Genomic DNA, 25,754 nt, shown 5'->3' on the forward strand with positions numbered 1-25,754 from the left:
TGTTTAGAGTGTGCGCATGCCCGAGAAGTTGCCCGCCAATGCGGTACGAGTGGAAAACGCGCTCCGGAGCCTGGGCGCGACCGGCGAGATCGTGGTGCTGCCCGAGAAGGCGCCCACCGCGGCCACCGCGGCCGCGCAGCTCGGTTGCGAGGTAGGCGCCATCGCCAACAGCCTGATCTTCGACGCTGACGGGGCGCCGCTGCTGGTCCTGACCAGCGGCGCGCACCGGGTGGACGTGGACCTCGTCGCCCGTACGGCGGGGGTGTCGAAGGTGCGGCGGGCCACGCCGGAGTTCGTCAGGGAGGCCACCGGGCAGCCCATCGGCGGTGTCGCCCCGGTGGGGCATCCGGCGCCGGTCCGGACGTTGGTGGACAACTGGCTGCAGAAGCACGAGGTGGTGTGGGCGGCCGGCGGCCATCCGCTCACCGTCTTCCCGACCACGTTCGACGAGCTGGTCCGCATCACCGGCGGCACGCCCGTGGACGTCGAATGACACGGATCGTCGAATGACACGGATCAAGGTGCGACGGTGATCGAGTTTCGCGGCGCGGACCCCGCCGAGTTCGGCGAGCGGCTGGACACGGTGCTGGACGTCTACACCTCCGCCATGCGCCCGCCTGCGGAGCAGGTCGCGGGCCGCGGCAGCATCATGCGCAACCACGCGACCTACCCCTTCTTCCAGTGCTACTTCGCCGAATGGCGGGACGCGCCGGAGGGAGTGAAGATCGTCGGGTTCGCGTACGGCTTCCGCGGCGCCCCGGGCCAGTGGTGGCACGACGTGGTCCACCGGTCGCTCGCCGACCGGGCCGGGCGCGACGTCGCCGACGCGTGGCTGGGCTACGCGTTCGAGCTGGCCGAGATCCACGTGCATCCCGACTACCAGCGCAAGGGCATCGGCCGCGCCATGATCACCACCCTGTGCGCGGGCCGGCCGGAGCGCACGGCCGTGCTCTCGACGCACGACCGGCCGACCGTCGCCCGCCACCTGTACGCGGCCATGGGGTTCGTGGACCTGCTGAGCCGGTTCGTCTTCCCCGGAGGTTACGAGGAGTATGCGATCGTCGGCAGGCGGCTCCCCCTGACGCCTTCGTGACCTGAGGTTTTGCCGACCATGACGCAGGGCATCACCTTGACGGAGGGTGATTCACCCTTTACCTTCCGCACACCCATCCGCACACCCATCCCCAACGCCACCCGCTCGGTCCCCCTGCGGGCGGGTGGCACCGATCACGGGAGCCGGGGTTCCTCGTGGGGCAGGCCCTTCAGCTCGTGGAAGTGCGGGGTGCCGGCGACCAGGAGGGTGCCGTCCCAGAGGCGCCCGGCCTGCTCGCCCTCCGGAACCTGTGAGATGACCGGGCCGAAGAACACCACCCGATCCTCGCCCGCCCCGCTGACCGCGATCACCGGGGTGCCCGACTCGCCGCCCATGAGTGCCATGCCCTCGGCGTGGGAGGCGCGCACCAGGTGGTCGTGCTCGTCGGTGAGCCCGGCGTCGGCCAGCTCGGCGGGCAGGCCCGTGGCGGTGAGCGCGGTGCGCAGGTCGCCGATCCAGTCGTCGTTGTCGCCGGTGGTCCACAGCGCGGTGTAGAAGCGGCCGAGCGTCTCCTGGCCGTAGCGGTCGGCCACCACGGCGGCGATCCGCGCCGGCACCCACAGGTAGCCCTCCGGGTCGCCCTCGGGGTCGTCCTCGCGGCCCTCGTTGAGCACCGCGAGGCTGAGCACGTGCCAGCGCACCTCGACCGGGCGGACCTCGGTCACCTTCACCAGCCACCGCGAGGTGAGCCAGGTGTACGGACAGGACGGGTCGAACCAGAAGTCAGCGATCATGTCTCCAGTCAACACCCGTCACGCCCCGCCGGTCAGGCGGACATGACCGGGGTCGGCTGGAGTCGCTGGAAGACCTCGCGTGAGGCGCTCGACCGGTTGAAGGTGATGAAGTGGATGCCCGGGGCTCCCTCGTCGAGCAGCCGCCGGCACAGCTCGGCGCCGTGCTCGATGCCGAGCTCGCGCACCGCGGCCGGGTCGTCGGCCACCTTCTCGAACCGGGCGGCCACCTCCGGCGGGAACGGCGCCCCGGAAAGCTGCTCGGACCGGGCGATCGTGCTCATCTGCGTGACGGGCATGACGCACGGGATGATCGGGGTGTCGCAGCCCTGGGCCGCCACCCGGTCACGCAGCCGCAGGTAGTCGTCGGCGCGGAAGAACATCTGCGTGATCGCGTAGTCGGCGCCGGCCCGGCACTTGCGCACGAAGTGCTCGGTGTCGGCCTCGATCGACGGCGAGCGGGGGTGCTTGTAGGGGAACGCGGCCACGCCCACGCAGAAGTCGCCCGACTGGCGGATCAGCCTGACCAGGTCTTCCGCGTACAGGACGCCTTCAGGATGGGCGACCCACTCGCCGGTGGGGTCGCCGGGCGGGTCGCCGCGCACGGCGAGGATGTTGCGCACGCCCGCGTCGGCGAAGCGGCCGATCAGGTGGCGCAGCTCGCGCACCGAGTGGTTGACGGCGGTGAAGTGGGCGACCGGCGTCAGCGTGGTGCCGTGGGCCAGCCGCTCGACGATGTCGACCGTGCGGTCGCGGCTGGAGCCGCCGGCGCCGTAGGTCACCGACACGAACGTCGGCCGGAGCGACTCGAGCTCCCTGATCGCCTTCCACAGCTGCCGCTCGCCCTCGTCGGTCTTCGGTGGGAAGAACTCGAAGGAGAACGACCGGCCACCCGAGGCCAGCAGCTCCCGGACGGTGGGGACACGGTCGGGCAGGATGGAGGGTTGACCAAGCGCCATGGCCCCCAGCGTACCCTCAGCCCCCTCGGCGACGGCACCGGAACCTGGTCGGCGGCCTTTCCCGGCCGGGCCACTAGTCTCAAGACATGACCGTTGACGCCGCGAAGATGGACGACCTGCGCCCCCAGGTGGACCGCCGCCTCAGGGAGTTCGTCGATCGGCGCCTCCCGTCCGACGGCGAGCCCGACTTCCTGCCGCTCCGCGCCGCCGCGGAGGATCTGCTGGCCGGGGGCAAGCGGCTGCGCCCCGCGTTCTGCTACTGGGGCTGGCGCGCCGCGGGCGGCGGCGACGAGCCCGGCGTCCTGACCGCGGCGGCCTCGCTTGAGCTGCTGCAGGCCAGCGCCCTGGTGCACGACGACGTGATGGACAAGAGCGACCTGCGCCGCGGCATGCCCGCCGCTCACCGCCGCTTCCAGGCGCTGCACGAGAAGGCGGCCTGGCACGGGTCGGCCGAGCAGTTCGGCGAGGGCGCGGCGATCCTGCTGGGCAACCTGCTGCTGATCTGGTCGGGCGAGATGTGGCGCACCAGCGGGCTGCCCGCGCCCGCGCTGGCGGCGGCCCAGCCGGTGCACGACCACATGCGCACCGAGCTGATGTGCGGCCAGTATCTCGACCTGCTGGAGCAGGCCAACGGCGAGAACACCTTCGACTCGGCCCTGCGGGTCGCCCTCTACAAGAGCGGCAAGTACTCGGTCGAGCAGCCGCTCCGGCTCGGCCTGGTGCTGGCCTCGGGCGGGCGGGAGCCGTGGGTCGACGAGCTGTGCACCACCTACGGCACCCGGGTGGGCATCGCCTTCCAGCTGCGCGACGACATCCTGGGTGTGTTCGGCGACCCGGCGGCGACCGGCAAGCCCGCGGGCGACGACCTGCGCGAGGGCAAGCGGACGATGCTCGTGGCGCGCACGCTCGCCGCCGCCTCTCCGGCCGACGCGGCGACCGTGCGCCGCCTGCTCGGCGACCCCGAGCTCGACGGCGCCGGGGTCACCGCCCTCCGCGACATCATCGACGGTACGGGGGCGCTGCGGGCGTGCGAAGACATGATCGCCGACTACCTCGGCGAGGCCCTGGCCTCGCTGGAGCAGGCGCCGATCACGGCGGAGGCCCGGGCGGCGCTGGCCGACCTGGCCGTCGCCGCCACCTCACGCAAGACCTGACCCGCGCGGGTCAGCGCGAGCCCTCGGCCAGGCGCTTGGCGAACTCGGCCGCCGCCGCGCCCGGGTCGTCGGCGTCGGTGATCGCCCGTACCACCACCACCCGCGAGACCCCGTACGACATGATCTCGTCCAGGTTGGCCAGGTCGATGCCGCCGATGCCGAACCACGGCCGGTCCGTGCCGAGCGACGCCGCGTGCCTGAGCAGCGGCGGGCCCGGCGCGTGCCGGCCCGGCTTGGTCGGCGTGGGCCAGATCGGGCCGCAGCAGAAGTAGTCGACGCCCTCCTCCACCGCCGCGGCGGACGCCTCGGCGAGGGAGTGGGTGGACCTGCCGATGACGATGTCGTCGCCGAGCATCTCTCGCGCGACCGTCACCGGTAGGTCGTCCTGCCCCAGGTGGAGCACGTCGGGCCGGGCGGCGAAGGCGATGTCGGCCCGGTCGTTGACCGCGAGCAGCTTGCCGTGGCGGTCGCAGGCGTCGCGGAACACCTCGAGGAGCTCCAGCTCCTCCCGGGCCTCCAGCCCCTTCTCACGGAGCTGGACGATGTCCACGCCACCGGCGAGCACCGCGTCGAGGAACGCGGCGAGGTCGCCGCGGTCGCGCCGGCCGTCGGTGCAGAGATAGAGGCGGGCGTCAGAAAGCGAGGGCTTGGGCACGCCGCTTGACCTCGGTGTGACGACCGGCTCTGATCGCGTCGACGGGCGATCCGGGCAGTGAGTCGTCTGGGGTGAACAGCCAGCGCAGCGCCTCGACGTCGTCGTAGCCCGCGTCCTGGAGGACGGTGAGTGTGCCCGGCAGGCCCTTCATCACCTCACGTCCGTCGAGGAACACCGCGGGCACCTGTGGCCCGCCGCCGCCCCGGCGCACGCCGAGGAGCTTGTGGTCCTTGAGGAGTTGCTTGGCGCGACCGATGGTGAGCCCCATCCGGTCGGCCACTTCGGGGAGAGTGAGCCACTCGTCGACGAGGGCGTCGGTCTCCCGGTCGATCTGTGCAACAGAAAGCGTCACGAAACCACAACTACCACACGCCGTGCTTGCTCAAACAACACAATCTCGTAGGGGTACGTCCGGATCTACCAGGCGTTCCGGGTCCAGCCGGTGGCCCGCCTCGACGATCCGGCGGCCCTGGACGAGATCCCGCGGCCGGTCGACGGCCAGCACGGCCGCGAGAGTGTCGTCGGCGGCCAGCCAGCAGGCCGACCACTTGCCCGTCACCTCACCCCGGTGGACCAGCCGCTCGCCGGCCGGATGATGGCCGGCGTACTGGACCATGTGGCCGAACTGCTCCGACCAGAAGTACGGGACCGGGTCGTACACCGCCTCCTCGCCCAGCAGGGTCGCGGCGGCCACCTCGGGCGCGCCCAGCGCGGTGTCCCAGTGCTCGACCCGCAGCCGCCTGCCGAAACGGCGCGACCACCAGGCGGCGCAGTCGCCCACGGCGACCACGTTCGGCAGCGACGTGCGCAGGTGCTCGTCGGCGACGACGCCGTTGTGCAGGTCGAGGTCGGCGTCGGCGAGCCACTCGACGGCCGGGCGGACGCCGATGCCGGTCACCACCACGTGCGCGTCCACGAACCCGCCGCCGACCAGCGCCACGCCGCCCTCGTCGACCGAGGCGACCATCGTGTCCAGGCGCAGGTCGATGCCGTCGTACCAGGACTGCGTGCGGGCGCCGAGCTCGGCGCCGACCGCGTGGCTGAGCGGCGCGGGGCCCGCCTCGATCACCGTGACCTCGCAGCCGGACCGGCGGGCCGCGGTGGCCACCTCGGCGCCGATCCAGCCCGCGCCGATGACCGCCACCCGGGCGCCCGGCACCAGCAGGGCGCGCAGCTCCAGCGAGTCGTCCAGGGTGCGCAGCACGTGCTGCGGGCCGTCGCCGGGCAGCGTGATCGGCTCCGCGCCGGTGGCGATCACCAGCCCGTCGTAGCCCAGCTCGCCCTCGGTCGTCTCCACGACGCCGTCGCGCAGCGCCTTGGCGGTGACGCCCGGCCAGAAGTCGACCTCCAACGCCACCAGGTCGGAGTCGACGAAGCTGGAGTCGGCGTCGCCCAGCAGCACGGCCTTCGACAGGGGCGGCCGGTCATAGGGCCGGTGCCGTTCCTGACCGATCAGCGTGATCCTGCCGGCGAACCCGCGTGCGCGCAGCGCCTCGACGCTCCGCACGCCGGCCAGCCCCGCGCCCACCACCACGACATGATTCACGTAAGCGACCATAACGGGGGCCGCCCGGCGCCGTCGCGCCGAGGCCCGGTTCACGCCCCACCTGGCACTCCACCTCACCCGGTACGGGTCCGGCGTGTCGGTCAGCCGCCGGAGGTCGTAGGGTGGGGGTGCACGACGCGCGGGAGTCCGGCCGTTCACCGGGCTGAGAGGAAGGCTGCACCGGGCCTTCGACCGCAAGACACCTGATCCGGATCATGCCGGCGAAGGGAGCGGACATGGATGTGATCGTCGGAGGCGGCGTCGTCGGCCTGTCGATCGCCTGGCGGCTGGCCAGGCGGGGGCGCGAGGTCCTGGTGGTGGACCCGTCCCCGGCCCGCGGCGCCTCCTACGCGGCGGCGGGCATGCTGGCCCCGATCAGCGAGGTCGCCTTCACCGAGGAACCCCTGCTCCGGCTGGGCGCGGCGTCCCTGCGCCGCTGGCCCGCCTTCGCCGCCGCCCTCGCCGCCGACGCCGGCCTCACCCCCGACGGCCCCCCTCCCCCGGCCGACACCGCCCTCGCCGCCGGCGTGGGGCCCACTTCCCGGGCTGGCACCGACCTCACCGCCGACGCCGGACGCACACCGCCCACCGGCACCACCAACGCGGGACGCGCGCCCTTGGCAGCCGCCGACGCGGCGCGTACTCCCCCTGCCGACGTCGGCCTCGCCGCCGACGCGGGACACCCTTCCCCCGCTGATGCCGCCCGGCCGGTGGGGTCCGGGGGTGCGGGTGCGGGGGCCGAGTGGTTGGCGGCGGCTCGGGCCGGGCTGGATCTGCGGGACGACGGGACGCTGGACGTGGCGTTCGGGTCCGACGACCTGGCGATGCTCGACGAGCAGGCCCGGTTCATGGAGAAGCTGGGGCTGCCGGTGGAACGGCTGACGGGGCGCGAGTGCCGTCGGCTGGAGCCCATGCTGGCGCCCACCGTCCGGGGCGGGCTGCTGGCCCGTACCGACGCCTGGGTCGACCCGCGCCGCGTGACCGCGGCGCTGCTCGCCGCGCTGGACCGGCTGGGCGTCCCGGTGGTGCGCGCCCGCGTGACGGAGCTGCTGCGCGACGGCGGCGGCCGGGTGACAGGCGTACGGCTGACCCCCGCTGAACCTGCCCCGGGGCCCGCGACGACGATCGGCCCCTCAGCGCGACCCGAAACCGCGCCCGCCGCCCTGCGCGCCGCCCTGCCCGCGTCCCTGTCAGCCACCACGCCCGCCGCCCTGCGCGCCGACATGCCCCCCGCCGTGCCCGTGGGAGCTCTTCGACGCGCAGCCCAGGTGCCTGAGACGCTGGTCGCGGAGCGGGTGGTGCTGGCGGCGGGGGCGTGGAGCGGGGAGCTGGCAGAGGTGCCGGTGCGGCCCGTGAAGGGCCAGATCATGCGCCTGCGGTCACCTCAGCCGCTGCTCGGCCGGTGCGTGCGCGGGACCGTGCACGGCAACCCGGTCTACCTGGTGCCCCGGGGCGACGGGGAGCTGGTGGTCGGCGCGACCCAGGAGGAGCTGGGGTTCGACACCAGGGTGACGGCGGGCGGGGTCTACGAGCTGCTGCGGGACGCCAGGGAGCTGGTGCCCGGCGTCACGGAGCTGGAGGTGGCCGACGTGGTGGCGGGGTTGCGTCCGGGTACGCCGGACAACCTGCCGGTCATCGGGCCGAGCGGGATCCCCGGGCTGGTGCTGGCCACCGGCCACCATCGCGGCGGGGTGCTGCTCACGCCGCTCACCACCGCGATCCTGGAGGGCGAGGAGACCGACCTCGCGACACTGTGCTCACCGGCGAGATTTCGGGATGTGGCATGAAAGTGATGATCAACGGGGCCGCCCGCGAGGTGGCCGAGGGCATGACCGTGGCGCAGGCCGTGCGGACCCTGACCGAGGCTCATTCAGGCGTGGCGGTGGCCGTGAACGACGAAGTGGTCACCCGCGGCGCGTGGGAGACGACGGCGCTGCGTGACAGCGACCGTGTGGAGGTGCTCACGGCGGTGCAAGGTGGATGATCTGGTCATCGCCGGGGAGAAGTTCTCGTCCCGGCTCATCATGGGCACCGGCGGCGCGCCGTCCCTGGGCGTGCTGGACCAGGCGCTGGAGGCGTCGGGCACCGAGCTGACCACGGTGGCGATGCGGCGGCTGGACCCGAACGCCCGCGGGTCGGTGCTGGACGTGCTGCGCCGGCGCGGCATCAAGGTGCTGCCGAACACCGCGGGCTGCTTCACCGCGGGCGACGCCGTGCTGACGGCGCGGCTGGCGCGCGAGGCCCTGGGCACCAACTGGGTCAAGCTGGAGGTCATCGCCGACGAGCGGACCCTGCTGCCCGACCCCATCGAGACGTTCGACGCGGCGGAGCGGCTGGTCGCCGACGGGTTCGTGGTGCTGCCGTACATCGGCGACGACCCGGCCCTGGCCCGGCGCCTGGAGCTGGCCGGGTGCGCGGCGGTGATGCCGCTGGGCTCGCCGATCGGCTCGGGCCTGGGCATCAGGAACCCGCACAGCATCGAGCTGATCGTGGAGGCGGCCGGGGTGCCGGTGATCCTGGACGCGGGCATCGGCACGGCCAGTGACGCGGCGCTGGCGATGGAGCTGGGGTGTGACGCGGTGCTGCTGGCCACGGCGGTCACCCGGGCGCAGCGGCCCGAGCTGATGGCTTCGGCGATGCGCTCGGCGGTCGAGGCCGGGCGGGCGGCCCGGCTGGCGGGCCGGATCCCGCGCCGCCGGTACGCCGAGGCGTCCTCGCCGATGTCCCCCTGACGCGCGTCCTCGGACGGCCCCTTTCGGAAACGCTGAGCGTCCGAGAGGGGCCGACCGAAAAGGGAGAATTTTTCCGTGGAAGTTCTCCCTCCCGGCGGGACGGCTCTCCCGGGGGCGGATCGGCGCCGCAGCGGCGGTGACGAGCCACGGGATGCGGGTTCTCCGGTGGCGCAGGAGTACTCTTGCGTCACGGAACGGCACGGGTCGGCATCGGTTTCGGATGGTCAGGCCCTCCCGAGGGCGAAACGCCCGTAAACTCAGCCGCGTGGACACGACGACTGCGGACCCTCTGGTCGGTCGGCTGCTCGACGGGCGTTACCGCGTCGAGTCCCGGATCGCCCGGGGTGGCATGGCGACTGTCTACCTCGCGCTCGACGTCCGGCTCGACCGGACCGTCGCGCTGAAGGTGATGCACCGCTCGCTCGCCGACGACCCTGCGTTCGTGCGCAGGTTCATCGGCGAGGCGAAGTCGGTGGCCAGTCTTTCGCACCCCAACGTGGTGCACGTGTTCGACCAGGGCACCGACGGCGACGTCGTCTACCTGTCGATGGAGTACGTTCCGGGCAAGACGCTCCGCGACGTGCTGCGCGACCGTGGCAGGCTGCCCGCCCGCGAGGCGCTGGAGATCATGATCCCGGTGCTCGCGGCGCTCGGCGCGGCCCACCAGGCGGGCATGGTGCACCGCGACGTCAAGCCCGAGAACGTGCTGCTGGCCGACGACGGCCGCATCAAGGTGGTGGACTTCGGCCTGGCCCGCGCCATCGAGGCCACCAACCAGACGCGCACCGGCGTGATGATCGGCACGATCGGCTACATGTCACCCGAGCAGGTGATGACCGGCGGCGCCGACGTGCGCAGCGACGTGTACGCGGCCGGCATCATGCTGTTCGAGCTGGTGACGGGCCGGCAGCCGTACGACGGCGAGACGCCGATGTCGGTCGCCTACCGCCACGTGCACGACACGGTGCCGGCGCCGTCGTCGCTGGTGGGCGAGGTGCCCGCGCTGATCGACACGCTGGTGGCGCGGGCGACGGCGCGCGAGCCGCAGGATCGTCCCTCGGACGCGACGGCGATGCTGGTGCAGGCGGTCGAGGCGCACCGTGCGCTGCCGAGGCTGTCGGGCGCGCAGCACGCGCGGCCGAGCGGCGCCTACACCAGTCCGGCGGCGGCCCCGGCGCACACGCTGATCCAGCCGCGCGAGGAGGTGCCCCCGCCGGCCCCGCCGCGGCCCAAGGGCGGCCGGATCAAGCCGACCTGGTTCCTGGTGGCGCTGGCCGTGATCATGGTGGCCGCGGTCGCCGCGACCGGGCTCTACTTCTCGCAGAAGAGCTACAAGATCGTGCCCGACCTCGTGGGCAAGAACCTAGCGGTGGCCGAGCAGAGCGCGCGGGCGCAGGGCTTCAAGGTGGCCAAGGTCGAGGGCCGCCACGACGAGAAGATCGCCGAGGGGTCGGTGCTGAGCATGGAGCCGGCCCACGGCACCGAGGTGGAGGCCGGCACCACGATCACGCTGGTGCCGTCGCTGGGCCCGAAGCGGGTGCTGGTGCCGAAGACCGCCGGCATGACGCAGGACGACGCCAGGGCGGCGATCGGCGAGGCCGGGCTGACGGTCGGCAAGATGCGCCGCGTCAAGAACCTCGAGGTGGAGCGCAACCACGTGATCCGCACCTCGCCGCAGGTGGGCGAGAAGGTCAAGGAAGGCGCCAAGGTCGACATCTACGTGAGCGCGGGCCTGGTCATGCCGGACGTCGCGGGCATGCCGAAGGACGAGGCGGCGGCGTTCCTGACCGAGCAGGGCTTCCAGGTGCAGGTCAACGAGGTCGACGACGACGCCGAGCCCTGCACCGTGATCGCGCAGGCGCCGAAGGCCAAGTCCGAGGTCGACCGGGGCACCGGCGCGATGATCACGGTCGCGCGCTGCCAGACCGACTTCTGGCACTGGTTCCAGGGTGATCAGGAGGCCCGCGACGACCGGGAGTTCCGGGTCATGCCGGGCGTGATGGGCAAGAGCATCAACGACGCGAAGAACGAGCTGCAGGCCCAGGGCTTCCGGGTGCGGGTGCACAACCTGTCCAACAGCGGCGTGGTGCGGTTCCAGCGCCCGGGGCCCAACGCCGAGCGTCCGCCGGGCTCAGAGGTCCACCTCTGGCACTAGCTCAGGTGGCCCCACAGGCGGACGCGGGCCAGCCCGCCGTCGGGGTGGATGTCGACGCGTACGTGGTCGACGGGGTCGTGCGGCGCGAGCCGGAAGCGGTGCGGCGTGTCGGGCCGGAGCGGAGTCCTGTCCAGCAGCGGGACCTCGCGGTCGCCGTCGAGGCCGGTGAGCGTCACGGCGGCGGGCGCGTTGAAGATCAGGTTGGTGGTGTCGATCTCGGCGAGGCTGACGCGCCCGCGCCCGGCCAGGCGGACGACGAGCCAGTCGTGGCCGCCGTCGCGGCGGCGCGCGGTCTCCCAGCCCTCGGCCTGGTTGCGGGCCAGGCCGGGGGCGATGACGTTGTTGGGCGAGGAGTAGAACGCGTCTGAGCAGGCGGTGACCAGCCCGCCGTTCTCCAGCGCGGCGAGGTCGAGGCCGAGCCCGTCCCAGACGGACAGGTCGGGGCGGGGCTCGCCGTGCACGCGCAGCCGGGCGATGCCGCCGTCGGGATACATGAGCAGCCGTACGTGGGTGAAGCGGCGTTCGCCGGCCACCTCGAACAAGTGCTCGCTGTCGCCCTTGAGCGGGCTCTTGGGCACGATCGTGACCCAGTCGGCCCGCTCCAGCTCGTCGGCCGATGGGTGGCCGGCGACGTCGGCGGCCTCGACGGCGGCGTGCGGCGGATAATTGCCCTTGAACCAGGCGGTGTCGACGACCACGCCGCGGACCACGCCGGGCAGGCCGAGCCGGACGATCGCCCAGTCGTGCCCGGGCTCGCGGCGGCGGCGGGTCTCCCAGCCGTCGTAGACCTGCCCCTTGCCGTCGAAGGTGGCGGCCTGGAAGGCGGGCCTGCCGGGCCGGATGAGGTTCTCCTTCCCGGCGAACGACTCGTCGCTGGCGGCGATCACCGATCCGCCGTGCCGGCGCAGCGCGAGGTCGGGCAGGCGGGTGAGGTCGCTCATCTACGCTCCCAGCAGGAAGGTCCCGTACGGGACGTCGTCGACGGGCCGGCCCCGCAGCCAGGTGGTGAGCACGGCGCCCTTGAGACGGCGGCCCTGGTACGGGGTGACGGGGTTCTTGTGGTGCAGCCGGTGGGCGTCGACGGGTTCGGCGGCGTCCGGGTCGAAGGCGACCAGGTCGGCGTCGTTGCCCGGCTCGATGCCGCCCTTGCCGCGCAGGCCTGCCAGCCGGGCCGGGGCGGCCGACATCCAGCGGGCGACGTCGGCGAGCCCGTGCCCGCGCCGGGACGCCTCGGTCCAGACGGCGCGCAGCCCGAGCTGGAGCGAGGCGACGCCGCCCCAGGCGGCGGCGAAGTCGGGCACCTTGAGGTCGGCTGTGGACGGCGAGTGGTCGGTGACGACGCAGTTCAGCACGCCGCGGGCGAGCCCGTCCCAGAGCCGGTCGCGGTTGGCGGCGGAGCGGATGGGCGGGCAGCACTTGTAGGCGGTGTCGCCTTCCGGCACGTCCTCTTCGGTGAGCGTCAGGTAGTGCGGGCAGGTCTCGGCGGTGACGGGCAGGCCGTCGGCCTGGGCGGCCTCCAGCACGTCGAGGCAGTCGGCGCTGGAGACGTGCAGGACGTGCGCGCGGGCACCGGTCTCGCGGGCGAGCCGGACGACCCGCTCGACGGCGCTGCGCTCGGCCGCGCCGGGCCGGGAGCGGAGGAAGGCGGCGTAGCCGGGGCCGGCACACTCGCCCAGCAGGGCGGGGTCCTCGGCGTGCACGACCAGCAGCCCGCCGAACCCGGCCAGCCCGGCCATGACCTCGCGGATCTCCTCCGGCGCGAGATGCGGGAACTCCTCCACCCCGGACGGCGACATGAAGCACTTGAACCCGCGCACGCCCCGGTCGTGCAGCGGCCGGAGGTCATCGAGGTTGCCGGGCACGGCGCCGCCCCAGAAGCCGACGTCGACGTGGCACTGCCCCTCGGCGGCCCGCAGTTTCTCCTCCAGCGCGGCCACGCTGACGGTGGGCGGCAGCGCGTTGAGCGGCATGTCGACGATCGTGGTGACGCCGCCGGCCGCGGCCGCCCTGGTGGCGGTGGCGAACCCCTCCCAGTCGGTGCGGCCGGGCTCGTTGACGTGCACGTGGGTGTCGACCAGGCCGGGCAGCAGGACGAGGTCGCGCAGGTCGACGTCCTCGGCCGTCTCCAGCGGCGCCGCGTGGTCGTGCAGCGCCGCGATCCGCCCGGCGCGGACGGCCACGGCGAGCGGCCGCTCGCCCTCCGGGGTGACGGTCCTGTGGGATCGGACGACGAGGTCGTACAAGGCGTGCTCCTTCAGGCGAGCCGTTCGGCGGCCAGCAGGGCCGTGAGGCGGGCGAGGAGCGGGCGGGCCTCGGCCATGCTGCGGGCGGGGTCCGGCTCCAGGTCGGCGAGCGCGTACGCGGCCTCGATGCCGGCCTCGCGCAGCTGCTCGTCGGTGAGGGTGCGGCGGCCGCAGACGGCGACCACGGGGACGCCCGCCGCGGCGGCGGCGCGGGCGACGCCGGCGGGGGCCTTGCCGCGCAGCGTCTGCTCGTCGAGCGAGCCCTCGCCGGTGATCACCAGCCGGGCGCCTTCGACGTGCTCGGGGAAGCCGAGCAGGTCGAGTAGGTAGTCGATGCCGGGCCGGATGCCGGCGTGCAGGAAGGCAAGGGCGGCGAAGCCGACGCCGCCGGCCGCGCCCGCGCCGGGCGCCCCTGCGACGCCCATGGCGCGCGGGGTGTCGTCGTGCTCGACGGCGCCCGCCAGGCCGTGAGTGCGGGTGGCCACGGCGGCGAACCGGCCGAGCGCGGCGTCGAGCAGCTTGACCTGCTCCGGGTTGGCGCCCTTCTGCGGCCCGTAGACGGCGGCGGCGCCGTGCGGGCCGAGCAGCGGGTTGTCGACGTCGCCGGCCACCACGAACGAGACGCCGGAGACGTCGAGGAGGCCGGAGACGTCGATGCGGTCCAGGTCGCGCAGGGCGGCGCCGCCGCGGGCCAGGTCGCGGCCCTCGGCGTCGAGGAGCCGAGCGCCGAGCGCCTGGACCATGCCCGCTCCCCCGTCGGTGCAGGCGCTGCCGCCGAGGCCGAGCACGATCCGGGTGGCGCCCTGCTTGACGGCGTCGGCGATCAGCTCCCCGGTGCCGTGGCTGGTGGCGGTGAGCGGCTCGGGCCCGGCGGGCAGGCGGCGCAGCCCGGACGCCTCGGCGAGCTCGACGACGGCGGTGCCGTCGCGCCTGGCGTACGAGGCGTCGACGGGCTCGCCGGTCGGCCCGGTCACGCGCACGGGGACGCGGTCGAACCCGGCGGCCACGGCGGCGTCGACGGTGCCGTCGCCGCCGTCGGCGACGGGCAGCTCGACGGCGGGGACGCCGAGGTGGGCGGCGACGGTGGCGGCCACCTCGGCCGCGGTCAGCGATCCCTTGAACTTGTCCGGGGCGACGAGGACGTGCTGGACCACTGGGGAACTCCTGTCATGGACGGCATAGCGGCGAGATCCACCATCATCACATCCGCGCGTCTCAGAGCTCACGGGAGGCGGTGAACCCCTGCTCCTCCGCCATCCGCAGCAGGCGGCGGTGTGCGTCGGCCCCCGCCCGCCCGGCGGCGTCGTGCGCGACGGTGCGCAGCTCGCCGTCCTCGACCACGGTGCGCCCGCCTACCAGGAGCCTGGCCAGCGGCGGCTGGGGGCCGAAGACGAGCGCGCAGACCGGGTCGGTCACGGCGGCGGTGAACGGCCCGTCCACCCGCCACAGCGCCAGGTCGGCGAGCTTGCCCGGTTCCAGCGTGCCGAGGTCGTCCTCGCGGCCGAGGTTGCGTGCGCCGCCGAGGGTGGCGACCTCCAGCGCCTGGCGGGCGGTGAGCGCCGTCGGGCCGTAGCGGGCCCGCTGGAAGAGCAGCGCCTGGCGCATCTCCCCGGCCAGGCCGGTCAGCTCGGACGAGGCGCTGCCGTCGACGCCGAGCCCGACGTTGGCGCCGCGCCGCAGCATCTCCGACACGCGGGCGATGCCCGCGCCGAGGCGGCCGTTGGACGAGGGGCAGTGGGCCGAGCCGGTGCCGGTGCGGGCGAGCTTGCCGATGTCGGCGTCGTCGAGGTGCACGGCGTGCGCCACCCACACGTCAGTGCCGAGCCAGCCGAGCTTGTCCATGTAGTCGACCGGGCGCATGCCGAACTGGGCCTGGCAGTGCTCCTCCTCGTCGAGCGTCTCGGCCAGGTGGGTGTGCAGCCGCACGCCCTTCTCACGGGCGAGCCTGGCGGCCTCGGTCATCAGCTCGCCGCTGACGGAGAACGGCGAGCAGGGCGCGACCGCGATCCGCAGCATCGAGGACGGCGACGGGTCGTGGTAGGCGTCCACGGCGTCGGCGGTGGCGGCGAGGATGTCGTCCAGTTCCTCCACGACCACGTCCGGCGGCAGCCCGCCCGCCGACTGGCCGCGGTCCATGGAGCCCCGGGCCGGGTGGAAGCGGATGCCCAGCTCGCGGGCGGCCTCGATCTCGGCGGCGAGCAGGTCGCCGCGGCCCTTGGGGAAGACGTAGTGGTGGTCGCTGGAGGTGGTGCAGCCGGTCAGCGCGAGATAGCCGAGCCCGGCCGTGGCCGCGCCCCGGACGACCTCGGCGTCCATGGCGGCCCACACCTGGTAGAGCGCCACCAGCCAGGCGAACAGGGTCGCGTCCTGGGCGAGTCCCTGGGAGGCCCATTGGTAGAGGTGGTGGTGGGTGTTGACCAGGCCGGGGGTGGCCAGGCAGCCGGTGGCGTCGATCCGGGTCGCGCCGTCGGCGTCGGCGGGCCGGTCCATCGGGCCGAGCGCGGTGATCCGGTCGCCGTCGACGAGGATCCAGCCGCGCTCGATCTCCGGGCCGGCGACGGGGGCGAGGTAGGCGTTCTCGATGAGCAGGCTCACCGGGCCGCCGCCTTGCGCTCGGCCGCCAGCCGGACGGCGTCGAGGATCTTCTCGTAGCCGGTGCACCGGCACAGGTTGCCGGCCAGCGCCTCGCGGATCTCCGCGTCGGACGGGCGTTCGACGCGTTCGAGCAGGTCGTGCGCCTGCACGATGAGGCCGGGCGTGCAGAAGCCGCACTGCACCGCGCCGGATTCCACGAACGCCTCCTGCACCGGGTCCAGCCCCCGCTCGGCAAGTCCTTCGACGGTGCGCACCCGGCGGCCCTGGACCTGGCCCGCGGCGACCAGGCAGGCGCAGACCGGCGCGTCGTCGAGGTAGACCGTGCAGGAGCCGCACTCGCCCTGCTCGCAGGCGTTCTTGGACCCGGGCAGGCCCAGCCGCTCGCGCAGCACGTACAGCAGGCTCTCGCCCTCCCACACGTCCTCGGCCGTCTCCTCGCGGCCGTTGACCGTGAACGTCACCCTCATCAGGCCGCCCTCCTTCCCAGATGGTCCTGCCACGCCCAGGTGAGCGTGCGGCGGGCCAGCACCGCGATGGCGTGCCGGCGGTAGCCGGCGGTGCCGCGCACGTCGTCGATCGGCGAAGCGGCGGCCGCGCACAGCTCGCCGAACCGCGTCAGCAGCGCGGGCGGGAGCGGCGCCGACCAGTCGAGCTCGGCGGCGAGGAACTCCTCGGCCTCCAGGGCCCGGCGCGGCGTGGGCGCGGCGGAGCCCAGCCCGGTGCCGACGCGCCGCTCGTCCGGGTGCAGCGCGACCGCGAACGAGCAGACGGCGATCACCATGGCGTTGCGGGTGCCGACCTTGGAGAAGTACTGCGGCCCGGACGCGGGGGCGACGTGCACGGCCTTGATCAGCTCGTCAGGGAGCAGCGCGGAGCGCTTGACGCCCAGGTAGAACTCGTCGGCGGGGATCGTCCGGACGCCGCGGTCGCGTGACTCCACCTCGACGGCGGCGCCGGCGGCGAGCAGGGGCGGATGGCTGTCGCCCGCGGGCGAGGCCGCGCCGAGGTTCCCGCCGACCGATCCGCGGTTGCGGATCTGCGGCGAGCCGACCGTCCGCGCCGCCTGCGCGAGCCCCGGCAGCGCGCCGCCGAGCTCGGTGATGATCGTGCTGTACGGGACGGCGGCGCCGATCCGGTGCCGGCCGCCTTCCAGGGACCAGGTGGCCAGCTCAGGCACGGCGGTGAGGTCGAGCAGGGCCGGCGGCCGGCGCACGGCGAAGTTGATCTCGACCATGACGTCGGTGCCACCCTGGACGGGCACCGCGTCCGGCTGGTCGGCCTTGGCGGCCAGCGCCTCGGCCCATGTGGTGGGGCGCAGGAATTCCATCGCTCACTCCCAGGCGAATCCGGCGTCGGGTGCGTCGTCGCGCAGCACCGTGCCCTCGATCAGCCCGTAGGGCCGGTCGGCGGCGTAGAAGATCTCGTTCTCGTTGTCCAGCCCGAACGGGGCCAGGTCGACGAGGAAGTGGTGCTTGTTCGGCAGGGTCAGCCTGATCTCGCAGATGTCCGGGCAGGTGGCCAGCACCCGTTCCCCCATCGCGTACAGGGTCTGCTGCAACGACAGGCTGTGCGTGCCGGCGAACGCCTCCAGCAGGCACCGGCGGACGAGCGCGTGGGACGCGGCGAAGTCGCCGCTCGTGCCCGCGTGCCGCCAGCGGGCGTCCACGGCGGTGGCGAGGATCCGGTCGGTGGCGGGCCGCAGCGTGGTGTACGGGTCGGTGCGGAAGCCGTGGAACTCCGAGCCGGTCGTGTTCATCACCACCAGGCCCGTCAACCCGGAGACCAGGCTGGCGCGGCCGTCGCGGTCGTGGTGCACCACGCAGGTGCGCACCTCGCCGCCGGAGCGGGCGAAGGAGTGGCCGGTGTCGCCGATCCGGTCCCAGCCGTACTCCTCGATCGCGACCCTGGCGTGGTGGATCGTGTCGTGGCCGGTGAAGTGGCGGGCCAGCAGGAGGGCGAAGTCCTCGATCTGGTCCACGCCGTGCTCGCGGGCCAGGGCGTACGCGGTGTTCTTCTGCGTGTCGGTCGGCAGCACGGCGGCGTTGTCGCCGGTGAGGTGCGCGTCGCGCATGGCGCCGGACAGCGAGGTGCTGACGTTGACGTCCTTGACGTGATGGACGTCGCCGTCCCTGACGACCCGCACCAGCCTGGTCTCGGCCTTGCCGTAGCGGTTGGGCCCGAGAACGATCGCCATTTAGCTCCCTCGGTAGGTGGAGTACGCGTACGGGCTGAGCAGCAGCGGCACGTGGTAGTGGTCGGCCGGGTCGGTCACGGTGAAGGCGATGACGACCTCCGGGTAGAAGGTGTCGGCCAGATGGGCGCCGGTGTCGAACACCACCCGGTGCACGCCCGCGCCCGGCTGCCAGCCCTTGATCCGGCCGTCGGCGTCGGTGACGCCCTCGGCCACGACCTCGCCCGCGTGCTCCAGCCGTACCCGCATCCCGGCGGCGGGCCGGCCGGTCGTCGCGTCGAGCACGTGCGTCGAGAAGCTCATCGGTCCCCCTCCGCCAGCTTGCCCGCCCGGAGCCGGGTGATCTTGGCGAGTTCCTCCCGTACGGTGCGGCGCTCGGTCTCCTCGTCGTGGCCGAGCCGCTCGCGCAGCAGCCGGAGCATCTCGGCGCCGGTCCGGCCGGTGGCGCAGACGAGGTAGACGTGCCCGAAGCGCTCCTCGTAGGCGCGGTTGCCCTCGGCGAGCGCGGCGCGCTGCTCGTCCCCGACCCCGGCCTGCTCGCGGCGGGACCAGGCGGCCTCGCGCGAGTCGCCTGCCGGGCGTTCGCCGATGCGCGGGTGGGCGCTCAGCGCCTCCAGCACGGCGGGCCAGTCCAGCGCCAGCACGGCCTGCCCGGCGGTCTCCGTGAGCCGTTCCTGGTCCGGGTAGGGGCGGCGCGCGGCGACCTCCCGGGCGAAGGCGCGGGAGGCGCAGCAGGCGAGCAGTTCCTTCTCCGCGTCCTCCTGGTCGAGGGCGTTGAAGGCGGCCAGCCCGGCGGGTGTGTGCGGCATGAGACGAGTACACACACGCCGGTCGTGCCCGGTCCAGCCGCGAGAACTCCGAACCGGCCCCCGGGTTGGCCAAGACTTTTCGTGTCATGCTCCAAGCCGCCGCGGGCGCGCGGGCGGCCACCGGCCTGCCGACCAGCGCGGACGTCGCGGGGTCGTACACTGATGGCCATCATGACCCCACGCTCTCTCATCGGCGGCCACGTGTCCGTCAGCGGCGGCCTGGCCAAGGGCGGTCTCGCCTACATGGCCGAGATCGGCGCCGAGATGATCCAGGTGTTCGTCACCAACCCGCGCGGCTGGGCCCTCCCGCCCGGCAAGCCCGACCAGGACGCGCTGCTCGCCGAGTCCGGTGTCGAGACCTTCGTGCACGTCCCCTATCTGGCCAACTTCGGCTCGCCGAACGCCGAGACGCTCGCCAACTCGGTGGCGGTGGTCCGTCACACGCTGCGGCGCGGCGCCGACATCGGGGCCAAGGGCGTCGTGGTGCACACCGGGTCGGCGGTGTCGCAGCCGCGCGACGACGCGATGCGCCAGCTGCGTGAGCATCTGCTGCCGCTGCTCGACGAGATCCCCGACGGCGGGCCCGACCTGCTGCTCGAGCCGATGGCGGGGCAGGGCGCGATGCTCTGCGCCACGGTGGAGGACCTGGAGCCCTACCTCGCGGCGCTCGACTGGCATCCGCGGGCCGGCGTCTGCCTCGACACCTGTCACGCCTTCGCCGCGGGTCACGACCTGGCTGCGGAGGGCGGCGTCCGCGACACGCTCGACCTGCTCCACAAGGTCGCGCCGGGCCGGCTCAAGCTGATCCACGCCAACGACTCCAAGGACGTGTGCGGCGCCAAGAAGGACCGTCACGAGAACATCGGCGCGGGCCACATCGGCGCCCGGCCCTTCGCCGAGCTGATGCGTCATCCGGCGGCGGCGGGGGTGCCCCTCTGCATCGAGACGCCGGGCAAGGCCGACAAGCACCGCGAGGACATCGAGACCCTGAAGCGCCTGCGCGACGAGGGCTGAGCCCCCGGGCCTCCGTGCAAAGGGCGCCCGCCGGTGGGATCCGGCCGCCCCCGTGTGGCCGGATCGCGGTCTGTCCGCGACCCCCGCGGGCGCCCCTGCACGTGTCCGGCCGGCGGGCCCCACCCCCCGGTCAAGGGCCCGTCAGCCGAGGTGACCTGCGTGGTCACCAGGGATCCGGCGCATACGGCGAACCTTTCGGCTCGTCCCCCCGATGCGCCGGGTGGCTTCCGATGCCGAAACACTACGGTCGTGATCTACCTGGGGTAACCCCCTTCGCGACCAGCTCGTCGAACGGCGCGTAGCCATCGATGTGCGGAGCGTGTCCGTACGATGTGCGGTCGTCCGGGTGCGACGAACGGTCGCTTCCCGGGTGCCGAGCGTCTCCACCGGGATGCGGGACCAGCGCGGGCCGAGGCAGCGCGAGGCGTGTGACCTGCGAAATCACGATCGTTCCCGAACATGGGGGACCGGCGGGCGGGCGTGCGCCCGGCCCTCGTTCACACCCGCCCCGAGGGCGGGAGCGCGTCAGGACATGACGCCGCGGTGCTGGCGGACCAGCTGCTCGCGCACCTGCCTGGTGTGCCGCCGGCTGACCTGCAGGGTCTCGGTGCCGACGGTGAGGGTGACGCGGCCGCCCTCGAACCTGAGCTCGCTCACGTGGCGGCTGGAGACCAGCGTGCTGCGGTGGACCCGGATGAACCCGGCGTCCGCCCAGCGGCGCTCCAGAGCCGCCAGCGACATGCGGACGAGGTAGCTGCCGTCGACGGTGTGCAGGCGCACGTAGTCGCCCTGGGCCTCGGCGAAGCGCACCGCCTGCTGCGGCACGAACCGGGTCCGGCCGCCGAGCTCGACCGGGATCACGTCGTCCTGGCCGGGATCGGGGGGCGGCGAGGAGGCGACCTCCAGCCGGCGCACCGCCTCCGCGAGCCGCTCGGCCCTGACGGGCTTGAGGAGGTAGTCGACGGCCTCCAGCTCGAACGCCTGCACCGCGCACTCGTCGTGGGCGGTGACGAACACCAGCTTCGGCGGGCTGGGGAAGCCGCCGACCAGCCGGGCCAGGTCGAGGCCGTCGAGGCCGGGCATGCGGATGTCGAGGAACACGGCGTCGAGCCGCTCGCCGGTCGCGACCATCTGGACCATGTCCTGCAGCGCCGTGACCCCGTCGGACGCGGTCAGCACCTGCTCGACGCGGCCGTCCTGGCGCAGCAGGTAGGCCAAGTCCTCCAGCGCGGGCACCTCGTCGTCGACGACCAGCACACGAAGCATGTCACTACGCTGCACCAGAAACGCCGGGCTCACAAGGCCCAAGAACACGATGGGTGACTGTGGCGTCACAGAGAGGTCAGTTGCGCCTTCGGCACCCGCAGCCGCACCTTCGTGCCCGCGCCCAGCGCCGTTTCTACCCGCAGCCCGTAGCCGTCGCCGTAGATCTGGCGCAACCGCAGGTCGACGTTGGCCAGGCCGATGCCGGCGCCCTCCCGGCCGGGGTCCTCGTCGAGCACGCGCCTGGCGCGTTCGGGGTCCATGCCTGCGCCGTCGTCCTCGACCGTGATGTGCGCCTCGGGGCCGGCGTCGCGGGCGACGATCCGCACCTCCCCCGCGCGGCCGCGCATGCCGTGCTTGATGGCGTTCTCGACCAGCGGCTGCAGGCACAGGAACGGGACGGGCACGGGCAGCACCTCGGGCGCCACCTGAAGGCTGAAGCGCAGCTTGTCGCCGAACCTGGCGCGCTCCAGCAGCAAGTAGCGGTCGACGCAGGTGAGCTCGTCGGCGAGGGTGGTGAAGTCGTCCGCCCGGCGCAGCGCGTACCGGGCGAAGTCCGCGAAGTCCAGCAGCAGCTCGCGGGCGCGGCCGGGGTCGGTGCGGACGAACGAGGCGATGGTGGTGAGCGCGTTGTAGACGAAGTGCGGCGAGATCTGCGCGCGCAGCGCGCGCATGTCGGCCTCCAGCGCGCGCCGCCGCGAGGTGTCCAGCTCGGCCAGCTCCAGCTGGCCGGACATCCAGCGGGCGACCTCGCCGACGGTGCGCACCAGCCCGGCGCTGAGCTCGTCGTCGAAGGCCGCCAGCGCCCCGACGACCTTGCCGTCGACGGTGAGCGGCACGACGACCGCGCCGTACGGCTCGCCGGCGAACACCTGGGCCCGGCCGGCGGCGAGCGCGGACCTGGTGTAGGTGAGGACCTCGTCGGAGCAGGGGCCGTCCCAGGCCAGCGCGGCCTCGGTGGAGGTGATCGCGACCGCGTACGTGCCGAGCAGGGCGTGCAGATGGCGCACGGCCTTGCGGGCGGAGTCGCGGTTGAGCCCCGCACGCAACGCGGGGGCCGCCAGGGCGGCGAGGTGCAGCGTGGTGAAGACCGCCTCGCGATCCCGGCGTTCCGGCACCGCGCGGCGCCGGGCAAGGGTGTAGCCGAGGACGAAGGCGAGACAGGGGAGCACCACGCATGCGGTGGTCAGCATGCGGGCAACCGTAGCCAACAACCGCCCAGGTGGTGGCGGAAACCCGCAGGTCACCTCATGGTGGGCCGTCGCCCGGGTCCTCCTGGTAGGAGTAGCGCTGCTCGCGCCACGGGTCGGCGACGTTGTGGTAGCCGCGTTCCTCCCAGAAGCCCCGCCGGTCCTCCAATAGGTACTCGATCGCGCGCACCCATTTGACGCTCTTCCACCCGTACAGGTGGGGCACGACGAGGCGGACGGGCGCGCCGTGCTCGGCGGTCAGCGGCTTCTCCCCCATCTCGGTGGCGAACAGCGTGGCCTCGGCGGTGAAGTCGGACCACCGGAGGTTGGCGCTGTAGCCGTACTCGGCCCAGATCATCACGTGCCGCACCCCGGGAGCGGGTGGGGCGGCGGCGACCACGGCGGCCGGGGCCACGCCGCGCCACTCCAGGTCGGGCACGGAGAACTTGGTGACGCAGTGGAAGTCGGCCACGCGGGTCGTCTGGGCCAGGCCGGAGAACTCCTCCCAGCCGAAGGCGTGCTCGGCGCCCGAGGCGGTGGCGCCGAACACCTTGAAGTCCCACGACTCGGGCTTGAACGGAGGCACCCGGCCGTAGTGGATCACGGGTAGGCCGCGGGGGACGTACTGGCCTGGCGGCAGGCGCGTCTCCTCCACGATTACTGCTCCCCTCGCCGGTCGCTCGGTCTTGAGCCATCCTGCCACCGGTGGGTGAGCGGCCGGGCAGCGGGTCGACGTGGGGTAGTATTGCCGCACTATGCGCACCGCGTTCCTGTTTTGGTATGGCGACGGACCCATCGGTCGGACCGTTCGCCACCTAGCGCTGCGCTAGCAGACATAGGCGAGCACGAAGGCCCCGGGTCCGACAGGACCCGGGGCCTTCTGCGTTTCCCAAGGGAGTACACATGGTCATCGTGATGGGCCCCGAGGCCACCTCGGCGGACGTGGCGTCCGTCGTCGCCGTCGTGCAGTCGGCCGGCGTGGAGGCGTTCGTGAGCAAGGGGGTGCAGCGGACGATCGTCGGCCTGGTGGGCGACGTGACCCAGCTCGACGCGGCGGGCCTGCGCGGCATGGCGGGGGTACGGGACGTGATGCGGATCTCCAGTCCCTACAAGCTGGTCAGCAGGGAGAACCACCCCGAACGCTCGACGGTGCACGTGGGCGGGGTGCCGATCGGGCCCGGCACGGTGACGCTCATCGCGGGCCCGTGCGCGGTGGAGACGCCGGAGCAGACGCTGGAGGCGGCCAGGATGGCGCAGGCGGCCGGGGCGACGCTGCTGCGCGGCGGAGCCTACAAGCCGCGCACCTCGCCCTACGCGTTCCAGGGGCTGGGCGAGCAGGGGCTGCGCATCCTGGCCGACGTGCGTGAGGAGACCGGGCTGCCGATCGTGACCGAGGTGGTGGACGCGCACGACGTGCCGCTGGTGGCCTCGTACGCGGACATGCTGCAGGTCGGCACCCGCAACGCGCAGAACTTCGGGCTGCTGCAGGCGGTCGGCGCGGCCGGGAAGCCGGTGCTGCTCAAGCGCGGCATGAGCGCCACCATGGAGGAGTGGCTGATGGCGGCCGAGTACATCGCGCAGCGCGGCAACCTGGACGTGGTGCTGTGCGAGCGGGGCATCAGGACCTTCGAGACCGCGACCCGCAACACGCTGGACGTGTCGGCGGTGCCGGTGGCGCAGCGGCTGTCGCACCTGCCGGTGCTGGTGGACCCGTCGCACTCGGGCGGCCGTCGCGACCTGGTGCTGCCGCTGAGCCGGGCGGCCATCGCCGTCGGCGCCGACGGCGTCATCATCGACGTGCACCCGCGGCCTGAGCAGGCGCTGTGCGACGGGCCGCAGGCGCTGGTCGACACCGACCTGGGCGAGCTGGCCCAGGTCATGCGCGACTTCCCGCCGCTGCTGGGCAAGACGGCGGCGGCCGCGCTGGCGGTCTGACGCTTGAAGGGGCGGGGCCCGGCGGGCCCCGCCCCCGGTCAGAGCGTGTACTCCTGGATGGAGTCGGCGAGCTGGACGGCCAGCTCCTCGGCGTCGAGGCGCTTCTCGATCTGCTTGAGGTCCTCGATCTTGGCGCGGGTCTCCGCGCGGCGCGGGGCCAGGAGCGTGCAGCAGTCTTCGTCGGGCAGCTCGGAGATCTCCAGCGTGCCGATGCGCCGGGCCTCGGCCATGATCTCGGTCTTGTCCCAGCCCACCAGCGGGCGCAGGATCGGCAGGTCGACGGCGTGGTCCTGGGCGGTGATGTTGGCCAGCGTCTGGGAGGACACCTGGCCCAGCGCGTCACCGGTGATCAGCGCGCCGGCGCGGATGCGGTGGGCGACCTCCTCGGCCGTCTTGAGCATCAGCCGCCGCTGGGCGATCACGGCGAGCCGGTCCTGGCCGGAGTTGCGGATCGACTGCTGGGCCTTGCCGAACGGCACCACCCACAGCCGTGACGCGCCCTGGAACCGGTCGAGCTTCCGCACCAGCGCGTAGGCCTTGTAGATGGACTCGGACGTGGTGAACGGGATGCCGGAGAAGTGGAGGAAGTCGACGTGCAGCCCGCGCCGCATCATCCGGTAGGCGGCCACGGGCGAGTCGATGCCGCCCGACATCAGGACCAGCGCCCGGCCGCTGCTGCCGACAGGGAGGCCGCCCTGTCCGGGCAGCCCGCCGGTGAAGACGAACACCTCGTCCCTGTCGACCTCGATGAACAGCGTCAGCTCGGGGTTGCTGAGGTCGACCGGCAGGCCGTACTCGTCGTTGATGGCGCCGCCGACGAGCCGGTCGAGCTCGTTGGAGCGCAGCGGGAAGCGCTTGTCGCGGCGGCGTGAGCGGACCGCGAAGCTGGCCTTGCGTGCGACCTCCTCGCGCTCGGCGAACAGCGCCAGCCCGGCCTTGAGCACGGTCTCGGGGTCCTTGGCGACCCGCCAGGCGGGGTGGATCCACACCAGGCCGGGCACGTCGGCGACCCGCTCGGCGACGGCCCGCGCCCGCTCGGGGGTGGTGCCGCCGGGCAGGAAGATCGCGATGACGCCGTGCCGCCTGCGCACGTCGACCCTGAGGTCGAACTCCTTGAGCGCGTGGCGGATGTTGCCGATGAGGCGGCGTTCGAACAGCTCGCGGTTCTTGCCTTTGAGGACGATCTCGCCCAGCTTGAGCAGAACGCACGGCTCGCCCAGGGCCGACATCGTCATGGTGGAACCTCCGGGGAGACAGGGGATGCGCGCTCTGAGGGCAACGCTTCAGGGCATCGAGTTTAGTCCGGAGAGGGCATTCGCGGACGCTCCGAGCTTGGCTCATCTTAATGATCAAGCCGCAGGTCGCGCGTCGTTCCGGCCGTCACAGAACCGTTAGTTGCGCTTTCATCTAAATCCCGCGCATACTCCCTCCAACGGAATTCTAGGGGCGGGTATGTCACCAATTGACCATTTCGCGTATGGATGGATCA

At 73.2% G+C, this 25,754-nt stretch carries 27 protein-coding genes and 1 riboswitch; of the genes, 9 read left to right on the forward strand and 18 right to left on the reverse strand.

The genetic code is table 11. The features are described from left to right. Positions 1-16 precede the first annotated feature (16 nt). The gene (locus ACGFI7_RS16920) at positions 17-493 is read left to right on the forward strand and encodes a YbaK/EbsC family protein (protein ID WP_393405085.1); all 477 of its coding nucleotides are present in this window, start codon (positions 17-19) and stop codon (positions 491-493) included. Positions 494-529: 36 nt separating this feature from the next. Next, entirely contained in the window at positions 530-1,093 is a 564-nt protein-coding gene (locus ACGFI7_RS16925; RefSeq protein WP_393405088.1) for a GNAT family N-acetyltransferase, read from the forward strand. 134 nt (positions 1,094-1,227) lie between these two features. Here the strand turns inward: ACGFI7_RS16925 and ACGFI7_RS16930 are convergent, their stop codons facing one another. After that, positions 1,228-1,827 (reverse strand): disulfide bond formation protein DsbA, encoded by a 600-nt coding sequence (locus ACGFI7_RS16930; protein WP_393405090.1) that lies wholly within the window; start codon positions 1,825-1,827, stop codon positions 1,228-1,230. A gap of 32 nt (positions 1,828-1,859) precedes the next feature. After that, entirely contained in the window at positions 1,860-2,783 is a 924-nt protein-coding gene (metF, locus tag ACGFI7_RS16935; protein ID WP_393405092.1) for a methylenetetrahydrofolate reductase [NAD(P)H], read from the reverse strand. Between the two features lie 86 nt (positions 2,784-2,869). Here metF and ACGFI7_RS16940 point away from each other — a divergent pair, with 86 nt between their 5' ends. Next, positions 2,870-3,937, forward strand: a complete 1,068-nt coding sequence (locus ACGFI7_RS16940; RefSeq protein ID WP_393405093.1) for a polyprenyl synthetase family protein — start codon at positions 2,870-2,872, stop codon at positions 3,935-3,937. Between the two features lie 10 nt (positions 3,938-3,947). On the opposite strand, the gene thiE is transcribed toward ACGFI7_RS16940, so the two are convergent. The 3 genes from thiE to ACGFI7_RS16955 are packed head-to-tail and all read right to left on the reverse strand — an operon-like array spanning position 3,948 to position 6,138. Then, positions 3,948-4,592, reverse strand: coding sequence for a thiamine phosphate synthase (gene thiE, locus ACGFI7_RS16945; RefSeq protein ID WP_393405095.1), 645 nt, complete (start codon positions 4,590-4,592; stop codon positions 3,948-3,950). Then, complete coding sequence (locus ACGFI7_RS16950; protein ID WP_393405098.1) at positions 4,570-4,944, reverse strand: Rv2175c family DNA-binding protein; 375 nt, start codon at positions 4,942-4,944, stop codon at positions 4,570-4,572. The genes thiE and ACGFI7_RS16950 overlap by 23 nt, the downstream gene beginning before the upstream one ends. Before the next feature lie 30 nt (positions 4,945-4,974). After that, entirely contained in the window at positions 4,975-6,138 is a 1,164-nt protein-coding gene (locus ACGFI7_RS16955; RefSeq protein WP_393405100.1) for an NAD(P)/FAD-dependent oxidoreductase, read from the reverse strand. A 129-nt stretch (positions 6,139-6,267) separates the two neighbouring features. Continuing rightward, positions 6,268-6,385: riboswitch (TPP riboswitch) on the forward strand. Between ACGFI7_RS16955 and ACGFI7_RS16960 the strand changes: the two genes are divergently transcribed. The 4 genes from ACGFI7_RS16960 (at position 6,375) to pknB (ending at position 11,025) form a co-directional block, all read left to right on the forward strand. Beyond that, a complete protein-coding gene (locus ACGFI7_RS16960) occupies positions 6,375-7,925 on the forward strand; it encodes an FAD-dependent oxidoreductase (protein ID WP_393405102.1) in 1,551 nt (516 codons plus the stop codon). (Overlaps the previous riboswitch by 11 nt.) Further along, a complete protein-coding gene (gene thiS, locus ACGFI7_RS16965) occupies positions 7,922-8,122 on the forward strand; it encodes a sulfur carrier protein ThiS (RefSeq protein ID WP_393405105.1) in 201 nt (66 codons plus the stop codon). The genes ACGFI7_RS16960 and thiS overlap by 4 nt, the downstream gene beginning before the upstream one ends. Further along, positions 8,076-8,870: a thiazole synthase gene (locus ACGFI7_RS16970; RefSeq protein ID WP_393405108.1), complete on the forward strand. Its 795-nt coding sequence runs from the start codon at positions 8,076-8,078 to the stop codon at positions 8,868-8,870. Before thiS ends, ACGFI7_RS16970 begins: the two co-directional genes overlap by 47 nt. 265 nt (positions 8,871-9,135) lie before the next feature. Further along, the gene (gene pknB / locus ACGFI7_RS16975; protein ID WP_393405110.1) at positions 9,136-11,025 is read left to right on the forward strand and encodes a Stk1 family PASTA domain-containing Ser/Thr kinase; all 1,890 of its coding nucleotides are present in this window, start codon (positions 9,136-9,138) and stop codon (positions 11,023-11,025) included. Here the strand turns inward: pknB and alc are convergent. The 9 genes from alc to uraD all read right to left on the reverse strand — a co-directional run bounded on the left by alc (position 11,022) and on the right by uraD (position 18,863). Then, on the reverse strand, positions 11,022-11,966 hold the full coding sequence (gene alc, locus ACGFI7_RS16980; RefSeq protein WP_393405112.1) for an allantoicase: 945 nt from the start codon (positions 11,964-11,966) through the stop codon (positions 11,022-11,024). The two genes, pknB and alc, sit on opposite strands and share 4 nt — an antisense overlap. Next, positions 11,967-13,268, reverse strand: coding sequence for an allantoinase AllB (gene allB / locus ACGFI7_RS16985; RefSeq protein WP_393405116.1), 1,302 nt, complete (start codon positions 13,266-13,268; stop codon positions 11,967-11,969). 11 nt (positions 13,269-13,279) lie between these two features. Continuing rightward, positions 13,280-14,422, reverse strand: coding sequence for a glycerate kinase (locus ACGFI7_RS16990; protein WP_393405118.1), 1,143 nt, complete (start codon positions 14,420-14,422; stop codon positions 13,280-13,282). Positions 14,423-14,483: 61 nt separating this feature from the next. Beyond that, positions 14,484-15,863 carry an 8-oxoguanine deaminase gene (locus ACGFI7_RS16995; RefSeq protein WP_393405120.1) on the reverse strand — a complete coding sequence of 460 codons (1,380 nt, stop codon included), beginning with the start codon at positions 15,861-15,863 and terminating at the stop codon, positions 14,484-14,486. Then, positions 15,860-16,330: a (2Fe-2S)-binding protein gene (locus ACGFI7_RS17000; protein WP_393405122.1), complete on the reverse strand. Its 471-nt coding sequence runs from the start codon at positions 16,328-16,330 to the stop codon at positions 15,860-15,862. The genes ACGFI7_RS16995 and ACGFI7_RS17000 overlap by 4 nt, the downstream gene beginning before the upstream one ends. Continuing rightward, the gene (locus ACGFI7_RS17005; protein ID WP_393405125.1) at positions 16,330-17,190 is read right to left on the reverse strand and encodes an FAD binding domain-containing protein; all 861 of its coding nucleotides are present in this window, start codon (positions 17,188-17,190) and stop codon (positions 16,330-16,332) included. Before ACGFI7_RS17005 ends, ACGFI7_RS17000 begins: the two co-directional genes overlap by 1 nt. Before the next feature lie 3 nt (positions 17,191-17,193). Next, the gene (pucL, locus tag ACGFI7_RS17010) at positions 17,194-18,057 is read right to left on the reverse strand and encodes a factor-independent urate hydroxylase (RefSeq protein WP_393405128.1); all 864 of its coding nucleotides are present in this window, start codon (positions 18,055-18,057) and stop codon (positions 17,194-17,196) included. Then, positions 18,058-18,357 carry a hydroxyisourate hydrolase gene (uraH, locus tag ACGFI7_RS17015; RefSeq protein WP_393405131.1) on the reverse strand — a complete coding sequence of 100 codons (300 nt, stop codon included), beginning with the start codon at positions 18,355-18,357 and terminating at the stop codon, positions 18,058-18,060. Beyond that, on the reverse strand, positions 18,354-18,863 hold the full coding sequence (gene uraD, locus ACGFI7_RS17020) for a 2-oxo-4-hydroxy-4-carboxy-5-ureidoimidazoline decarboxylase (protein ID WP_393405135.1): 510 nt from the start codon (positions 18,861-18,863) through the stop codon (positions 18,354-18,356). The genes uraH and uraD overlap by 4 nt, the downstream gene beginning before the upstream one ends. Before the next feature lie 171 nt (positions 18,864-19,034). Between uraD and ACGFI7_RS17025 the strand changes: the two genes are divergently transcribed. Further along, a complete protein-coding gene (locus tag ACGFI7_RS17025; RefSeq protein WP_393405137.1) occupies positions 19,035-19,877 on the forward strand; it encodes a deoxyribonuclease IV in 843 nt (280 codons plus the stop codon). Positions 19,878-20,402: 525 nt separating this feature from the next. Here ACGFI7_RS17025 and ACGFI7_RS17030 read toward each other — a convergent pair. The 3 genes from ACGFI7_RS17030 to ACGFI7_RS17040 form a co-directional block, all read right to left on the reverse strand. After that, entirely contained in the window at positions 20,403-21,143 is a 741-nt protein-coding gene (locus tag ACGFI7_RS17030) for a LytR/AlgR family response regulator transcription factor (RefSeq protein WP_393405140.1), read from the reverse strand. A gap of 65 nt (positions 21,144-21,208) precedes the next feature. Further along, positions 21,209-22,333 (reverse strand): sensor histidine kinase, encoded by a 1,125-nt coding sequence (locus tag ACGFI7_RS17035; RefSeq protein WP_393405143.1) that lies wholly within the window; start codon positions 22,331-22,333, stop codon positions 21,209-21,211. Positions 22,334-22,388: 55 nt separating this feature from the next. Beyond that, the gene (locus ACGFI7_RS17040) at positions 22,389-22,985 is read right to left on the reverse strand and encodes a molybdopterin-dependent oxidoreductase (protein ID WP_393405146.1); all 597 of its coding nucleotides are present in this window, start codon (positions 22,983-22,985) and stop codon (positions 22,389-22,391) included. Between the two features lie 248 nt (positions 22,986-23,233). Between ACGFI7_RS17040 and aroF the strand changes: the two genes are divergently transcribed. Further along, complete coding sequence (gene aroF, locus ACGFI7_RS17045) at positions 23,234-24,265, forward strand: 3-deoxy-7-phosphoheptulonate synthase (RefSeq protein ID WP_393405149.1); 1,032 nt, start codon at positions 23,234-23,236, stop codon at positions 24,263-24,265. Positions 24,266-24,303: 38 nt separating this feature from the next. Here aroF and thiI read toward each other — a convergent pair whose 3' ends face one another. Continuing rightward, complete coding sequence (gene thiI, locus ACGFI7_RS17050) at positions 24,304-25,500, reverse strand: tRNA uracil 4-sulfurtransferase ThiI (RefSeq protein WP_393405151.1); 1,197 nt, start codon at positions 25,498-25,500, stop codon at positions 24,304-24,306. Positions 25,501-25,754: the final 254 nt, after the last annotated feature.

The sequence above is a fragment of the Nonomuraea sp. NPDC048826 genome, from assembly GCF_043198225.1.
Classification (GTDB): Bacteria; Actinomycetota; Actinomycetes; order Streptosporangiales; family Streptosporangiaceae; genus Nonomuraea.

Bases quoted from the DNA above. Each gene is read 5' to 3' on its own strand.
- ACGFI7_RS16920 (WP_393405085.1), top strand. From the start codon at position 17: ATGCCCGAGAAGTTGCCCGCCAATGCGGTACGAGTGGAAAACGCGCTC.
- ACGFI7_RS16930 (WP_393405090.1), bottom strand. From the start codon at position 1,827: ATGATCGCTGACTTCTGGTTCGACCCGTCCTGTCCGTACACCTGGCTC.
- metF (WP_393405092.1), bottom strand. From the start codon at position 2,783: ATGGCGCTTGGTCAACCCTCCATCCTGCCCGACCGTGTCCCCACCGTC.
- ACGFI7_RS16940 (WP_393405093.1), top strand. From the start codon at position 2,870: ATGACCGTTGACGCCGCGAAGATGGACGACCTGCGCCCCCAGGTGGAC.
- ACGFI7_RS16960 (WP_393405102.1), top strand. From the start codon at position 6,375: ATGGATGTGATCGTCGGAGGCGGCGTCGTCGGCCTGTCGATCGCCTGG.
- thiS (WP_393405105.1), top strand. From the start codon at position 7,922: ATGAAAGTGATGATCAACGGGGCCGCCCGCGAGGTGGCCGAGGGCATG.
- alc (WP_393405112.1), bottom strand. From the start codon at position 11,966: ATGAGCGACCTCACCCGCCTGCCCGACCTCGCGCTGCGCCGGCACGGC.
- ACGFI7_RS17000 (WP_393405122.1), bottom strand. From the start codon at position 16,330: ATGAGGGTGACGTTCACGGTCAACGGCCGCGAGGAGACGGCCGAGGAC.
- ACGFI7_RS17005 (WP_393405125.1), bottom strand. From the start codon at position 17,190: ATGGAATTCCTGCGCCCCACCACATGGGCCGAGGCGCTGGCCGCCAAG.
- pucL (WP_393405128.1), bottom strand. From the start codon at position 18,057: ATGGCGATCGTTCTCGGGCCCAACCGCTACGGCAAGGCCGAGACCAGG.
- uraH (WP_393405131.1), bottom strand. From the start codon at position 18,357: ATGAGCTTCTCGACGCACGTGCTCGACGCGACGACCGGCCGGCCCGCC.
- uraD (WP_393405135.1), bottom strand. From the start codon at position 18,863: ATGCCGCACACACCCGCCGGGCTGGCCGCCTTCAACGCCCTCGACCAG.
- ACGFI7_RS17025 (WP_393405137.1), top strand. From the start codon at position 19,035: ATGACCCCACGCTCTCTCATCGGCGGCCACGTGTCCGTCAGCGGCGGC.
- ACGFI7_RS17030 (WP_393405140.1), bottom strand. From the start codon at position 21,143: ATGCTTCGTGTGCTGGTCGTCGACGACGAGGTGCCCGCGCTGGAGGAC.
- ACGFI7_RS17035 (WP_393405143.1), bottom strand. From the start codon at position 22,333: ATGCTGACCACCGCATGCGTGGTGCTCCCCTGTCTCGCCTTCGTCCTC.
- aroF (WP_393405149.1), top strand. From the start codon at position 23,234: ATGGTCATCGTGATGGGCCCCGAGGCCACCTCGGCGGACGTGGCGTCC.
- thiI (WP_393405151.1), bottom strand. From the start codon at position 25,500: ATGACGATGTCGGCCCTGGGCGAGCCGTGCGTTCTGCTCAAGCTGGGC.